Origin of the sequence: Chryseolinea lacunae, assembly GCF_016735595.1 — a bacterium.
GTDB lineage: Bacteria > Bacteroidota > Bacteroidia > Cytophagales > Cyclobacteriaceae > Chryseolinea > Chryseolinea lacunae.
On the sequence record NZ_JAERRB010000013.1, the window covers coordinates 10658 to 25466 of the forward strand.

Below are 14809 nucleotides of genomic sequence, written 5' to 3' on the forward strand. Positions count from 1 at the left end.
TTTGAAGATATTATTTCGCGGGTGGATTCGTAATAATTGAATCGCCTTTTAATTTCAATTGATTGAACAAAACGATTGGCATCTCTGAATCTTTTGCCAGAAAACCAACTGCTATTTCTTCTGCTGAAAGTATCAACGAACGGACGCTGAAGGACTCCGGATCGTTTACGAATGACTTAAGTCGTGTGAGATTGCTCTTTAACCAAGCATCTCGCTTTTCATGTTTCAAGAGTTTGGCATCTTTGCTTTTGCTATCGCGGCCAAAAAAATCGTCCATTTCCCTTTTCATTTCAAGGATGTTTCTTGCGCCGGATTTATGCTTGCACTCAATGGGATAGAACACTTTGTTAACCGTATCAATTACCAGTAAATCGATATCGCCAAGTTCTCTGTCTTTCTCATTGCCGCTTAACTTATAAATCGGAATTTGGTGTTCGATGACCTGCAGTTTTGAATTCTTTTTGAACCAGTTTTTTGCCTCGTTCCTGAAAGGCGTACCCTTCTCACCAAGTACGGTACCCATATAGTCACGCATTTTCTTTGACGTGCGTTCAGGTAACTTTCCATTGTAAATAAGATAAAAGAGGTGGTCAAGGTATGAGACCAGATGACGATACCCGTAGTACAAATGTTCATCACCTTTTTCGTCCTTGTAGTTGATAAGTGGCCTTCTCAAATATGAAATCGGCCGATTGAAACGCCACGGAAAAATGTCCTGACTTCCGTAACCCGAAGGAGGTTTACCAATGCCAGCACGTTCGAGGAGTGTCAAAAATTGAAAGACTTGTTGCGCTTGAGTTTCGGTAACCTCAGGATACTTTTTCAAAATCAGACTGATAGCATCTTTTTTCAGAATGCGAATGAATCCTTGACCCTTTTCAAATCCAAAATCTCTCAACTCACATACGACGCGTATTAAAAGCGGCAATTCGATTCCACATTCTTCAAGAAAGGCGGCTTCAAGTTCGGCGTCACGTTCCTGTTGGGTTTCTTTCTTCCGGTGAGAAGCCTGGTATTTACTTTCAAAATGCTCAACATACCCTAATACTGTTCCTTCTGTTTTCGCTTCAAAGAATGGAGTTAAGACATCCTGCTCGAATGACTTGTCAATACCGATTCTGCCGGACGGAAGCAATCCCATTTTTGGATCGGCAAATCCGAATGTAATCGCTTCCCTCAGTGCACCAAAGTTTGTAAGTTGGTGCACCATAGCGAGTAATTCATCGATGTCATCATAGTTCGGCCATTTCGTACCGGACGGGATCTTGGTAGCGACAAATTCAATCAGCGTACGAAGGGCATGTGATGTTGCCACAACGTCTTTCTTTTCATCCTGCAAGTATGAAACCTCGTCATCAAACTCGCTGAAACAGGCAATCTTTGCTGGTATGAGAATTTCCCTAAATTCTTTTATTTGTGTGCAACGCTCATTGAGTCGGATCAGCCACTCCAAGAGCTTTGGGCCGTTCATCGTTTCCAGCTTTTTCGTGATACGTTCAACTAGCACGGTAACTAGATCGTCGAACAATTTTTTCTTTAGTTCAACATCAGTAATCTCTTCCGGAATTGAATATCCCTTTGGTAGCCATGAAACGATATTTTCGAGAACCATGGATTCGTCAGCTTCCGGAATGTAATGGACCGGCGGCAGGTTGCGATCATCGAGCCTTACGTCGTATGATGAATCATTGAAGAGAATCATCTTGGCATTTTCAGGTATCATGATCTTTTCAATGATACGATCAATGTCTTCGGGTGTGAGTTCAATGTCTTTGCCTGCCTCACGGATGTATTGAATCAACCCGTTCAAAGCGGTTTTTAGCAAGAGACGGTCCGCCTGATTATTGGATTTCCACGCTTCGTAGATAAAATCGAAAGGAATGAAAAGTCGGATTTTCATAGGCGCGGTTTCGATCTTTATTTCAACGTTCTCAGGGAAATCCTTAATGATAAAGCCTTTCTCGTTATCCAGACTTTGATCAACAACGATCTCGAATTCAAACTTGAAAAATGATTGTTCTTCCAGGACGTGCGCTAGTTCGTCTTTCATCCGCCACAACCAGAAGGCAATAGCGTCTGCTATATAATGAGCCCACTTGCTGTTCTTGCCATTATCCTGCTCAATCTTGAACCAGATTGGCATTCTGAAACCATCAAGTATCAGGTATGGACTTTCGTCTCCGGTGTCGATGGTGTAAATGGGAGCATACTTGCGATAACGCACTACCTGAAAAAATCCAACGGTTCCCTCAAACTTTGTCATTATTGCATGTTCGTCCCTGCGGACGTAATGCTCAGTAAAAAGTTCGGCTGCATTGTTACTTTCTATCAGCTGCACGCCATTGATTCCCGTTACTTCCGTCGGATGCAGAAGGCTTCCCTGATTGAACTCGAATATTGAAAAGAGTTCGGTTAACCCGCCCCTGCACAGAAACTTCACTTTCTCCCCGGCGTGATATAGAGCTTTTGCAAATTTCCAAAGCGTCAGAGCATTCGTGTGTTCACGGCTTGCGATTAATTGCAATTCATGTACGCCAAACATTAGAGAATAATTACCATCAGTCGGCTTATCCCATTTCCAAAGAACATTTTCACCAATATCCGGATAAACATAGAGCGTCAATACATCAAAAGGTTGGTCAGGGTTGATCGTTTTGAGATATTCAAAAACCACCTTCTTTCTTCCCTCCAGCATCTCAGAAGTTCGTTTCGGATCAACATTCTTCCGTAAGAAGCAAACGTAAGCCAGTTTCTGATTGTCGAACATACATACAAGTTCGTCTGCATGTAAAGAATTAGGAGATGTCGGCAATTGAATGTCCGTCAACGACCAATTCATTTCGTGAAACGCTTTCTTTGCTACGGAAAGCTGCTCGTCCTGGAGAGCTTTCATAAATTCCGTGTTGCAATTATGTTTCATAGACTGGTCGCAGGCAAAATGGATCAGACTGCTTACGATTGTTGTTGGGGAGTAAACAACAATGTCGTCTCCGTCTTTGAGCAAAGGTTTTGTGATCAGGATGTTATTTTCAGGATCGTCATTTTTAAGGTCGGTGTCAACTAAGAACTCCGTAATCACCTCCGGTGAAATTTCGTAACCATTGCAGATAGCGATGATGTCATCATTAGTAAAAGTAATTGCACTGATGGTCTTTATCCCTTCTTCATAACCTGGAAATTCAATTCTTTGCGATTCATTGACAACGTCCATATAACGTGTATGCCCAAGTTGAAGCGCGATCTGATGAGACATTTCCAGAAGCAGTCCGATTCCCTGCGATACCATTTTTATGAAGCCTTCCGGAAGAGATTTGTCGTGATGTAGAACCCGTATCATCTCATTTAAGATGTGCGTGCCATGATTGAAGATTCCCGGATACACGGTGTTATTGCCATTTCTGAAGATGACGTTGGTCGTGAACGGGTTTAAAGGAGGTTCTACATACAGACCAGCACCGCATGTCGGAATGATGCTTTCCAATTCGGTCCATGCGGGCGGGCGCAGCCCTTTGTTCTTTTCAACACGACGCAAAAATTCATTGGCTAACTCTTCTATGTGAAGGTTCCAGCCGTGATTGGATGGGAATAACTGTAACGCCCCTAAAACAATGACTGAATTCAGGGCTTTGCAGTTGTCGAACAGATGTTGGATGTTACGTTTATCAGATTTTAGCATATCGCGGACTTCCGGGATGGGCACCTCGGTATCAATGTGACAGTGCTTGTATTTTTTACCGCTTCCGCATGGGCAAGGGTCATTTCTACCAATTTTAATCATTCGCCTTGGAGATTAATTCTAACGGGGATCGCTAAAAGCCTCTTTAAAATTAGCGAGATGTGTTTAATCGATAGCCAAAAAGGGCCATTTTTGAGAAAACAAACATTTTTTTTATCCAGGCTGAACTTTATGGAACATGAACACGTATTACCCCCGAGCGTATGGCGGAATTTTGGCAGACGCAAGGGGTTGCCAACCCCTGGTTTTGAAAAAAACGTGCGGGTTCGACTCCCGCTATGAAATTGAGGAGGCCTAGGCCCTAATGCATAGAAAGTCCCGTTACTGGGACTTTTGTTTTTTCTGATGGGAAAGTTTTTCTGAGCCGATGCCACAGTCAAACTTGCAGGGTTGAAAAAGCTAATCTCTGCAGCCTAGAGTCTCAAAAACCGAAAGACAAGCTAGGGAACTAGTATGTGTGATCTGTCGAGATCAGAATAATTTTGACCTATACAGAGTTTCCAGAAATAGCCACTGAATCCGCACTTCCACCTATCCTACCATCAGGCGACAAGAAGCTAAAACTACGAGAGAATAATTTGGGCAAGAGGCTCTAAAAATTCCTAGGCAACGCCCAAAAAGAACCATACCCTTTGCTATATTGATCTCTTGAAAATGCAGTCAAAAAAGTGGTGAGTGAACTGGTGAGTACACCGAATCCTCACTTTTAAGATATTGTAAATCAATGGATTGAGGCAAAGTTCATTTCCCTCCTCCTCCTCCGTGTCCTTCCGCTAAAAGAACAAGCAATGGCTGGTGGGAAAAACGGTGCACTTAAAAATCACAGCCACCAAGATGTTGGCCAATAGAAATCTATAAACGTAGTTCAATTCTCTCCGGACCCAGTATGCGAAGATCCGATTGAACTGCCTATGGCGACCCTCTTAAAATCAAGTACGCCACAACTGCTCTACGTATATCCTTAACAAAAAGTGTCTTCACCAATACACTTGTTATATGGACAAACTTAAAATGAAAGAATAACACGTCTGCTTCATCTATGACTAAGTATCAAACTAGGCTAGCGTCTATCTCCCTTCTACTGCTTATAGAAAGCTGCACTCGCATAGCGGATGTCGCTCCCATTCGTCTCGATGAAAAAAATCTGACGCAACAGTTCGAGGCATTGAAAGGCACCATGCGCCCCCTGGATGGATATGACGAGACCTTCGTTAGTCAGAACCAAAAACCAACGACACTAATTTCGTATGCCTGTGTGGAATGGGATTGTCAGATCTACAGGTACACAAAACACTGCAATGTGAAATCAGTGTCGGCTGGAACGGTGAAAAAAATTATCAAATCAGATCGTGGTACCTGGGCTATCCTAAGACATGGCCGGTACATGACTGTCTATGGGCGAATGGATAGTGTGATCGTGAAGGAAGGAGTTCATATGGAAACGGGTGCCGTCATCGGGCGTGCATCCCCTTTTGAAAGTCCGTTCAATTTCAAAATATTTGACACAGAAAAAGGTCAGATCAATCCATCCGAGTGGATAGAGCCATAACTCCACGGTGATCATTAAGCCCGTTACATTAAATGCAAAGTGGATTATTCCGCTACCTTCGGCAACTTTATTTTGCGACGCGGTGAATAGGCCAATGATTTCGAATGCATATCGCAACATCTAGAAACCAACTCCTTTCAGAATTTCTTATAATCTCTTCCTCCAATTTCTTTGATGACGGTGTATTATTTGATCGATCCAAAGGCGTCGAGAAAGAGAATCCATTCACTATTAACTTCTCCTCCCATTGCCTGCCCCTTATTGAAAAAGCCCGGAAAACCTGTACAATTATGCCGCTAAGCCTGCCAGTCGTTTCAAATCTTCTAAAAAATCGTTCGAAAATTGTACAGGGAGGGCGGGGTCATTTTCGCTAAACCTGAACCCATACTGGCTTAGCAATGAAATGGAATATGCCCTTAGTTGGACGCGTTCCTTATCAGTCATGGCCATGACCTATAGATTTAGTTTTTTAATTGATTCCATGAAATAGATCGATATAAAGGGCTGACACTTGCAAGTCCTTGGCCGTCTTTCATCACCGTCTCTATGTTTCGCATCGCGCTTTCGTTTTTATCCTCTGCCAGGTCAAAGGGTATCAAGGGTAGCGTATGCTCCAAGACATACTGTTGCAACTGCTCCTGCTGACTTGGCGTACAGGGATACATACCATTGTGAGCAACAACGATTTCAATGGCTCCCCGGGTAGATGCAACAAGCTCATCCAGATACGTCATGGTAGCTTTAAAAATATTTCCACCACCGACCACACAAACGAGTTGGAGATGAATATTGCTTGCCTGAAGCAAACTCAAGGTCCCCTGAAGGCTATTGGGGGCAAAAAATTTGGGCAGCTGCTCAGAAACACTTCCGCCTAGATCCGCAATATAGAGCGGGTGGTCTGCTACCGCTATACTTTGAAAAAACTCCATGAAAGTACCGCGGTCTAGTTGTTGTTTAGTTGACTGGATCGCGTCATCGAGATCAAGAATCACTGCGTCTTGATACTTTTCTGCAGGCATAAAAGCAAGCAGCGACTTGCCCGCTCCACCTTTACCCTGAACAATAAAATACTTTTCCATAGTTATTGTTTTTTGTTAGAAATGATTTGACTGTTCTAAATGAAACTTTGCTTACGGACTATCACTTTACTATGCCCCATAAGAATGAATTGTACGGGAGGAAAATGCTACAATCTGAGTCGCGCAATCAAATTATCAATCCCGCCATCGCTAGTTTACCTTGACATGTTGCGAATTGATTATCTGACAACAATCTAGGTGGCCACATCAGCGTTTTTAGCATAGTAGAAGACTGCTAGAAAGAATAATCGTAAAATGCTGAGCAAGAAATGTTGCGGCTAGAATCGCCACGTGAAACAATCCGTTACCAAAATGCAAACACTCATTGATAGTTTACCTCGCAAGAAAATCACGCACAAACGGTGAGAAAAAATGACCGACTTTACAAAAAGCTAAAAAAATGATTAGTGATTACGATTCAGTGAATGAATTCCGCGGCAATACATTCAAAGATTCTTTTGATGAGTGTCGATTTCCCGAGCCGCTGACGCCCGTCAGCACCGTTAAAATGTCCAGCGGAAATTTCACCGTCAGGTTGATAACTGGAGAATCCGAAGTGGCTGACCACCTCTTTCATTTTGCCCTGACCATCAATTTTCAGATCACGTGAACACCCAATTCCGCCACTATTTTACCAGAAACGAGTCTTGCAATCAAGGGGTTCGAAACCAAGGCGAAGTTCACCTCCTCGGGTAACTTTAGCTGGTCACGCCCTCCTGAAACAAAGTGGTCAATGGGGTCGGAATCTCCAACCAGCGCCACAATACCCAAAAAATATAGGCCCAATCCGGCTAAAAAAGGCATATTTACAAACAAGCGAACTTTATTCGCTAACAGCGAACTTTATTCGCTGCAATTCGTTAACTTGTACATGGAACAAGACTGAAAGGTGTAGACAGGTAAAAAATTGACCCCCAATGAGCATTCAACTCTTTTATGTTCTCCAAACTCTGCAGGACAAGGTGATCCAGAATATGGATACCAAGAATCCTGATGATGCGATTCGTTTACATCAGTTCGTTGAACTGTGTAGTGCAATGATGGATGCCGTGTTATACGACGACCTACCTAAATTGAGAGAACTCTTTAAGGCGGGCAACGCGGAGTTGATCGTGTATTTTGAGACGATGTTCAGCCAAGAAGAAATGGCTTTAATTTTTGACATGGCCGAAATACGAAATTGGCGAAGAAAGTAATCAATCCGAGATATGGAACCCTTAAGGAATTAAGGGTTCCATATTTCTTTTTATAAAATCTACTCATTAACTTTTTTACTAATAAATACGAACCATTATGAAACTCGGAAAAACAATTGCCTCGGTAAGATTAGAAAGAGGTTTCAAACAAATCGATCTGGCAGAACGAAGTCAAATTTCTAAATCTTATTTATCAGAAATTGAAAACGACACCAAAAGACCCGACATGGAGATTCTGGAACGGATTTGCGTCGCTCTGAATGTTCCTATTCAAATACTAGTATTGAAAGCGACGATGGAAGAGGATATCACGGACCCTGATAAAATGCGACTTGTCCGGGAAATCAAACCATTACTAAATGAATTGACAATGGCGCTTTATCCTGATGTTGTAGAACCGAAATCGGAACTTCCTGCGCCGGTCACCAATTGAGGAACCCCTCTTCATTATATTGATAAATATGCCTTGCGCATAAGATCAAATTCTAATTACAAAAATCAAAAAGTAAAGGACCGCCCATCAGGTGGTCCTTTCACATATAGAGGCGTTTCAAAACGGACACTTGAGCCTATTTTCCTTGAAGAATTTTCTTAGTATTTGCTTTGTCAAGCCAAGATATTGACGTGACGGCTCAAGGTATACCAAGAGCTTCTTAACCTCGGCTGCCATATTCGCTTCGAAGTAATTCCGTATGGATAGCGAATAGGAATACATTTTATTATAATTCGCTATCGCCGTCGTTGCAGAGTCTACCTGCGCGAGCAGGAGAATGATGTGCTTGTGTCGCTCGACTACCAACTCATGCCTTTGAAGTCCATAAACATCTATCGATGTACGGGCCATCTCTAATTTTTTCGGATCGGTGCTCAAGTTTTTCTTAGGAACGATCATCGCTTTTTTTGTATCGTATTCAAAGAAAGTTTCCGGATCTTCTAGGCAAGGGTTTACTAGCAACCTAAACCTGCTTTCTTCTTTGTCGAATGCTTTGGTATCGCCGGGAGCGCATTTGGTTTTTACCCCTTTATACAACGGGAATTGATTGTTCTTAGCAGTGCGGTTACATTTCTCACAAGCGAAGAGCAGGTTATCCCAATCATATCCCAGCCACCAATAAATCGACTTCGGCCGGAAGTGTTCGGAATCGCCGTAGGTAATGTGAACAATCGAACTATCGCAATACGCGCATTTCCCATTAAACAGCGTTGTCAATTGCTTTTTAATCTCCTCATGCTTGTAGCACGAAAATTCAAAAGTTTTAGCGGGCATTGCACCGGCATAATACGCAGTAGCTTTCTTTATCTCATTCTTGAGCTTTTTATGAAAAGCTTTGGAAGCAAAGCCAAGGTCCTTTGGAAGTCTTTCAACGGAAATCATTATGCCTGTTTAATTGTCACTTGATCCAAAATATTGTTAACCGCTTTAATAACTTCAGGTTTTAGTGATTCGATTTTAAAGTCATCGTCGCTTTTGTGTTTCGCTAGGATTTCATCGATCGCATAGTAGAATAATTCTTCTCTCGGGTTATCACCTAACTGCTTCAATCCATTCAATTTTCCTTGTAAGGTATCGATAGCCGTCCGGTCTTGTTCTGTTCTTTTATTTTCAGCAATAGCAAGCAGCTTATAATACTGTTCGAACAAAAGTTCAGATTCCGGGTCAATGGTACTGCTAAGGCCGAAAAACTTAGAGGTAAGAATTTGATCTATCCGAAGTCCGTTCGGAGCGGGCAGGTTTTCCAGTATACTTATTCTATCGGTGTCTGCGTCCTTGACCAACACGGCAACTTCGCGATCCCGCAATCCACGAAGGCACAGCGGGTCATGGGTAGTAACAATAAAAAAAACCTTCGGAAGCGCCTCACGCAGGCGGGTAACAATTCGCATTTTCCACTTTGGATGTAGATGCGTCCCGATCTCATCGATCAGAACAACTCCGCGAGCATAATTCCTGATGTCGCGATACCGATTGTCTTTCATTTGAGTAGCAAAAACCTTCAGCATGTCAACCGCCAGTGCTAGCAACGTCCTGTAACCGTCACTTAAGGAGCTCAGTTTTACTTTGAAGCCTTTCTTTTCCTCGGTGAATACATCTTTGCCTGTTCGGGAAATATTATTCTTGAGAAACAGAAGGTCTTTAAGATACAGTCCGGCTTGGTCAAAATCATCATCATTCAAACCAAGCAGCCACGAAATCGCATTCTCCAGTGCAATTGAATAGTTAAACAGATTCCCAACCTTAATACGATTATTAGATTCCTCAGGCTTTATGTCCCCTTTTGGCAAAAGTCGCGTCGATCCATAGGCCAAGAGATAGTCATTAAATTCAGCAACATTGTTTTTTACATTGCCCTTTTTGTCGAATGTGAGGTGAACAAGCTCTCCGTTGTCAAGATGTATTTTTACGTATCCATTTTTTTTACCGTTTCTAAGAATATCGGGATCTTCGTTCAGGTATTGAGCACGTGCATCATCGGGAAGCAAGGCGAGTACAATTGCCTGAAGAATTGAGCTCTTCCCAACACCGTTCTCTCCTAAAAGTAAAAGCCATGATTCCTTGTAAGAATCCTCCGACGCGGCGTCGGTATTGAGAAGTTCAGTGGTGTTTTCTTTTACCGACCTTAGCTCCAACTCAATGTTCTCAAGAGACTTGAAATTCGATAATTCAATTTTCGTCGGTAAAAACTTCGAAATACTAATTTTATCCTTTGGCTCCTTTATGGGTCGTTCCAAGACAGCCGAATGGTATTCAGTCAGTCTTTTTAAAAGCTCGGCAAACAAATAGAATATCATGCCCGCGAAACGCCCTCTTCGGTTTGCCATCGTTAGAATATTACTCCAGGATTGCAGCAGGTAATTTTCCAGCTCTGTTTTTAGTTGCTGGCTTTTGTCCTCAAACAAATTCTTCGCGTCAATAGCAAGTTTATTCGCATCGAATAGGCTTTTGGCCGCCATGTATACTCTATATCTTTCCGTTAATAGATGTTCTCTATTCAATCCGAAAGTCTCAATGGATATTTTACCTTTTTCCGTCACACCCCTCATGACTACGTACCCATCGCGCGGAGTAACATCATACACAAAATGCTCCAGCGGATTTTCAAGAAAAGGATCGATCAAAAGCGGTTGCTCAAGCAAGTTTAATTGCGAAATTTTTCTTCTGCGAAGCTCGTCCATGTCCAGGACATTCTTCACCGGAAACTCATCTGCCTTGTAGCGTTGACATTCAGCGCAAATCGGAACCAAATTATCCCATTCATACGCCAACCACCAATACACCGATTTAGGCCGAAAACAGTCGACATCGGCGTCCATACCTTCCAATATGAAGTTCTCGCAGAATGAACATTTGTTATGTGAAATTTTTAACAGCTCCTTGCCTATCTCCCCTCTGAACGGGAAACTGAAGCTGTACCTGCGCTGCGTGTCGATTTCCTTGTAGAACAGAGCAATCTTTTTTCTCTCTTTATTAAAATCTGCATTGGACAATACCTTCGGAGGATTTGTTCTTTCGAGCTTGATCATACCTTGAAAAATTCGTTGTAGTTAAATTCTATGTCAACGAGGCGTCGGCGTATCAACTGGAACTGCCTCTATTTTCAAATAAGACCTAGTTATCAAGGATGCCGACCTTAGGCTAAACCCCCGGTCCGGATTCCAATTTTATCCGAGATAAAATCGTCCTTCGCGGATCACCTCTACGTTCAACCGGAAAATCCTAACTAGCCAACTTGATTTTAACTCCCTAAATCTTGCTCGCGATGTGCCTGGTTGGAGCCTAAAATCAACTAAAATAAATAGCCCATCATGCACTTATCATAGGATAAGCTTCACGATGGGCTCTATAACGAATATAGTTTATTAATCTCTATTCCCATAGCCCTAGGACCGCAAACTAAGTTGATACAATGCTAGGGTCCCCTATTGATTTAAGGTTTCAGGGTTTGAAACCCGGAGTGACTTCTTATGCCTAGTAAACGGAACATTATGTTCCGTTATGTGTGCTTTGATTTCGGCAGCGTGAATGAAATAGGTGCTTTTGCCCAGTTAAGACGCTTACCAAGGATTTCTGGGAATTGGATGGTTCTTTATATGGTCTTCAAGTTCAATAACAGAAACAAATGTTTTCCCTTCGGTGCTGCGCAACGTGATATATCCTCTCTTATGATAATTGTATAGCGTCCTGGTAGACACATCATATTTTTTTGATGCTTCCTTGATCGAGACAAATTCCTGCCGTTGACAAATATTACTTTCCTTTAGCGCATTTCGTATAGCGGTAGGGATAGTTTTGGAGATGACATTTTTAAGATAGGTCTCAAAAATTTCCCGTACAAATTGCTCTCGTAAATCCATCTCGTTTGAAAATAAACTTCTATTTAAAACGAACTGCATACTTCGAAGTTTGCCCATATGAAGGCTCAAAATAGCAACCAATGACAAACTAGATCATTTGCCACGAGATCACTGAAAATATTTCGCAAATGATTGTGTTTGCTCTAATTTGTTAAGTCTGAAAAACACCGGGCGATAATCATAGACCCGCCATTGCTTATTCACGGAATTTCATTTGAATTCAAAATATTTCTTAAATTCAATCATCTATCAGCGATGTCTGGAGAAAAAAATTCTAATGGTGTTCCAAGGGCATAAAAAAACCTCGAATACATGCAGCATTCGAGGTTTTTAGAGGTCTCGAGCGGATTCGAACCGATATATGTGGTTCAAACGACGGATGAAACTCCACAGCAAAAAATCGAGTACTGGAGCGATTTCATTCTTTACTTTTATATTGAAATTTGGATTTCTTATCTGTGGCTATTTTGTCAACGAGTCCCTGTTTTCGTAGATTTTCTAAAGCTTGCGAAATCGCTGTCGTAGTAAAATTTGCATCGAATCTCTCATATAGAAATGACCTGATTTCACTTGTATACTTTGGTGTGGTGAAAAACTTAGATGACAGTACCTTGCCCTTTAACAAATGGGTGAGCCCCTTCTTAAGAAAGGTCGACGGATCAATGTCGTTCCTTTTTAGAAAAGATGTAATATTCTTCTTTAGTTGGTCCGGCTCCGGAATTTGGGATTTATATTGAAACAGCTCATATTCCTCCAACCCAAAAAATTCCGCCAGTACAGCAATATGAGATAGTCCTATTGTTAATGCACCCGATTCGACCGCTGAAATGTATGGCTGGGTTATTCCTGTTGCGTAGTGAATTTGCTCTTGAGTAACATTGGCGGCTTCTCTAATCCCCTTTAAGCGCTTTCCGAATCGAACTAAGCTCTCCTTCCTTTCTATTTTTCTCACATGAGCAATGTGATCGCTTAAATAATCTATTTTTATCCAATAAATTGGATATTAACGCCGATGTGCTTTATATTTGCTTACCCAACCTTTTAGAAGGATGGAGTATAATTGCATTAAGATTATATTAGCGAATCCTCAAGAAATTGAAGCATTCGCACTTAGCGTCTCGTTATCGAAAACTGGTAATTTTCTTAACGTCACGAGGCAATAAGTGAGGTGCTCACGCCATTGGCGTGGGCCCACTTATTCGTGACATGGTATACCAGTACCTCGATAACGGTAAGTTGGGTTCCACGCCATATTTTTTGGTTACTGGTTATTCTTGCTTACACCTTTAGACGCTCATAGTTTTCTGTACTGTTTAAACAGTTTAAAACATGAGTCGGTCAGAACGAATTTTCTTACTCTGTAAACGTCCTCCAAGCTGAGTTAGGTTAGCCCACTGGTGCATGCCCGGCACGGCTATACTCTTCTGCGTGCCGGTGCATCACCAGCATCGGGCTTGTGGCCTTTGTGGCTGTTTTCCTTATCAGTTTCTTTTCCTGTTTCTCTTTTTTCAACTAATACTTTGAGCATGAAATCAAAATTATGCTTCTGGGCACCGCCATGTCTTTATTTTCGGCCGTTCCTGGGAACCTTGGGCATCTTCGTTGCCGTCCTTACTCTTTGTCTTAGTGTGAACACGGTGGGCTATACGCAAAAGGCACTCGCCATTGGCGATAAGCTGCCCTCCGATATCATTGTTCGAAATATCCTCCACTACCCTACCGGCCAGGCTTCTGTGGGTGAGTTTCGCGGGAAGCTCCTCATTCTGGATTTCTGGGCAACCTGGTGCTCGCCTTGTGTGGCCATGATGCCCAAGTCTGATTCGTTGCAACGGGCGTTTGCTGCCGATGTTCAATTTCTGCCCGTGACCCGTCAGGGACGAAATGAAGTAGAGCGGTTGCTCAACAGGGCGCCGAAGCTGAAGGGCATTCGTTTGCCCATGGCCACTGGTGATACGACGCTGATCAAGTTTTTTCCTCACCATGAACTCCCGCATTATGTATGGATTGATCCTGCGGGCACGGTGGTGGCCATCACGGATCACCGGGATGTCAATGCCGCGACCATTCGTAAAGTGCTGGACAAGTCGCCGCTTTCGCTGGCGGAGAAACGGGATGATGTGGCTGTACCCTACACACCGGATGAGCCCTTGTCATTCCAGTCTATCGGTATGGAAAAACAGGACGTAGTTTTTCAGTCGCTGCTCACAGGCTACCTCGAAGGCGTTCAACCCCGCTATGATATTATCCGCGATCGTGAAGGTCGCATTACCCGCGTCAGTATGCCCAACGCATGGATACAATTCATGTTTGCCCTGGCGTGGAGTGACGATACGCGCTATTTTAATAGGAGTCGGATCGTGCTGGAGGTCAAGCATCCCGAAAATGTTGTTTCTAGCGCGCAAGGCGAAGCGTTTCGCGCGTGGTTGAAAAACAACTCCTGGTGTTACGAGCTCATCGTACCTCCCCATTTGTCCACGCATGTCTTCGAAATTATGCGTCAGGATATGACGCGGCTCTTTCCACAGTATCAAGCGGTGGTCGAAAAACGGGCAGTGCCTACACTGGCGCTTGTCAGGACATCGGCTGTAGATAAGATAAAGTCCCGGGGGAGCGTAGCCGAAAATTCGGATGACGGCTTTGGACTCTCCTTCACCAACGCGGGCGTCGGTTTCCTCGTAACCCAGCTTAATTATTACCTCCAGCATCTTAAAATACCTGTGATCGATAACACGGGCTATACAGGCAACGTGGACATCAAGCTTGATGCGACACTAAGCAACGTGGCTGATATCCGCCGTGCATTGGCAGCATACGACCTTGATCTTGTGGAGCGTGTGCAGGAGGTTGACATGCTGGTCATCCGCGATGCGCCATGATCTAAACCCCTTATCAGAAC

Annotated in this window: 11 protein-coding genes; 5 read left to right on the top strand and 6 right to left on the bottom strand. The window is 43.0% G+C overall.

Going from position 1 to position 14809, the window contains the following annotated elements; translation table 11 throughout:
* Positions 1-10 precede the first annotated feature (10 nt).
* Positions 11-3778, bottom strand: coding sequence for a YecA family protein (locus JI741_RS26595; protein WP_202014781.1), 3768 nt, complete (start codon positions 3776-3778; stop codon positions 11-13).
* Positions 3779-4775: 997 nt separating this feature from the next.
* Between JI741_RS26595 and JI741_RS26600 the strand changes: the two genes are divergently transcribed.
* Positions 4776-5285 (top strand): M23 family metallopeptidase, encoded by a 510-nt coding sequence (locus JI741_RS26600; protein ID WP_202014783.1) that lies wholly within the window; start codon positions 4776-4778, stop codon positions 5283-5285.
* A 461-nt stretch (positions 5286-5746) separates the two neighbouring features.
* Here the strand turns inward: JI741_RS26600 and JI741_RS26605 are convergent, their stop codons facing one another.
* On the bottom strand, positions 5747-6364 hold the full coding sequence (locus JI741_RS26605) for a P-loop NTPase family protein (protein WP_202014786.1): 618 nt from the start codon (positions 6362-6364) through the stop codon (positions 5747-5749).
* A 400-nt stretch (positions 6365-6764) separates the two neighbouring features.
* On the opposite strand from JI741_RS26605, the gene JI741_RS26610 reads away from it, so the two are divergent.
* From JI741_RS26610 to JI741_RS26620, 3 genes are all read left to right on the top strand, one after another.
* On the top strand, positions 6765-6974 hold the full coding sequence (locus tag JI741_RS26610) for a hypothetical protein (protein WP_202014788.1): 210 nt from the start codon (positions 6765-6767) through the stop codon (positions 6972-6974).
* Positions 6975-7281: 307 nt separating this feature from the next.
* Positions 7282-7560, top strand: a complete 279-nt coding sequence (locus tag JI741_RS26615; RefSeq protein WP_202014790.1) for a hypothetical protein — start codon at positions 7282-7284, stop codon at positions 7558-7560.
* Between the two features lie 97 nt (positions 7561-7657).
* On the top strand, positions 7658-7993 hold the full coding sequence (locus tag JI741_RS26620; protein WP_202014792.1) for a helix-turn-helix domain-containing protein: 336 nt from the start codon (positions 7658-7660) through the stop codon (positions 7991-7993).
* A gap of 117 nt (positions 7994-8110) precedes the next feature.
* Here the strand turns inward: JI741_RS26620 and JI741_RS26625 are convergent, their stop codons facing one another.
* From JI741_RS26625 to JI741_RS26640, 4 genes are all read right to left on the bottom strand, one after another.
* A complete protein-coding gene (locus tag JI741_RS26625) occupies positions 8111-8935 on the bottom strand; it encodes a retron system putative HNH endonuclease (RefSeq protein ID WP_202014794.1) in 825 nt (274 codons plus the stop codon).
* The gene (locus JI741_RS26630) at positions 8935-11082 is read right to left on the bottom strand and encodes an AAA family ATPase (RefSeq protein ID WP_202014796.1); all 2148 of its coding nucleotides are present in this window, start codon (positions 11080-11082) and stop codon (positions 8935-8937) included. Before JI741_RS26630 ends, JI741_RS26625 begins: the two co-directional genes overlap by 1 nt.
* Before the next feature lie 531 nt (positions 11083-11613).
* Positions 11614-11970, bottom strand: a complete 357-nt coding sequence (locus JI741_RS33160) for a MerR family transcriptional regulator (RefSeq protein WP_369411869.1) — start codon at positions 11968-11970, stop codon at positions 11614-11616.
* A gap of 361 nt (positions 11971-12331) precedes the next feature.
* Positions 12332-12865 (bottom strand): helix-turn-helix domain-containing protein, encoded by a 534-nt coding sequence (locus tag JI741_RS26640; RefSeq protein WP_202014800.1) that lies wholly within the window; start codon positions 12863-12865, stop codon positions 12332-12334.
* Positions 12866-13439: 574 nt separating this feature from the next.
* On the opposite strand from JI741_RS26640, the gene JI741_RS26645 reads away from it, so the two are divergent.
* A complete protein-coding gene (locus JI741_RS26645; protein ID WP_202014802.1) occupies positions 13440-14789 on the top strand; it encodes a TlpA family protein disulfide reductase in 1350 nt (449 codons plus the stop codon).
* The last annotated feature ends 20 nt before the right edge of the window (positions 14790-14809 follow it).

Bases quoted from the DNA above. Each gene is read 5' to 3' on its own strand.
- JI741_RS26595 (WP_202014781.1), bottom strand. From the start codon at position 3,778: ATGATTAAAATTGGTAGAAATGACCCTTGCCCATGCGGAAGCGGTAAA.
- JI741_RS26600 (WP_202014783.1), top strand. From the start codon at position 4,776: ATGACTAAGTATCAAACTAGGCTAGCGTCTATCTCCCTTCTACTGCTT.
- JI741_RS26605 (WP_202014786.1), bottom strand. From the start codon at position 6,364: ATGGAAAAGTATTTTATTGTTCAGGGTAAAGGTGGAGCGGGCAAGTCG.
- JI741_RS26610 (WP_202014788.1), top strand. From the start codon at position 6,765: ATGATTAGTGATTACGATTCAGTGAATGAATTCCGCGGCAATACATTC.
- JI741_RS26615 (WP_202014790.1), top strand. From the start codon at position 7,282: ATGAGCATTCAACTCTTTTATGTTCTCCAAACTCTGCAGGACAAGGTG.
- JI741_RS26620 (WP_202014792.1), top strand. From the start codon at position 7,658: ATGAAACTCGGAAAAACAATTGCCTCGGTAAGATTAGAAAGAGGTTTC.
- JI741_RS26625 (WP_202014794.1), bottom strand. From the start codon at position 8,935: ATGATTTCCGTTGAAAGACTTCCAAAGGACCTTGGCTTTGCTTCCAAA.
- JI741_RS26630 (WP_202014796.1), bottom strand. From the start codon at position 11,082: ATGATCAAGCTCGAAAGAACAAATCCTCCGAAGGTATTGTCCAATGCA.
- JI741_RS33160 (WP_369411869.1), bottom strand. From the start codon at position 11,970: ATGGGCAAACTTCGAAGTATGCAGTTCGTTTTAAATAGAAGTTTATTT.
- JI741_RS26645 (WP_202014802.1), top strand. From the start codon at position 13,440: ATGAAATCAAAATTATGCTTCTGGGCACCGCCATGTCTTTATTTTCGG.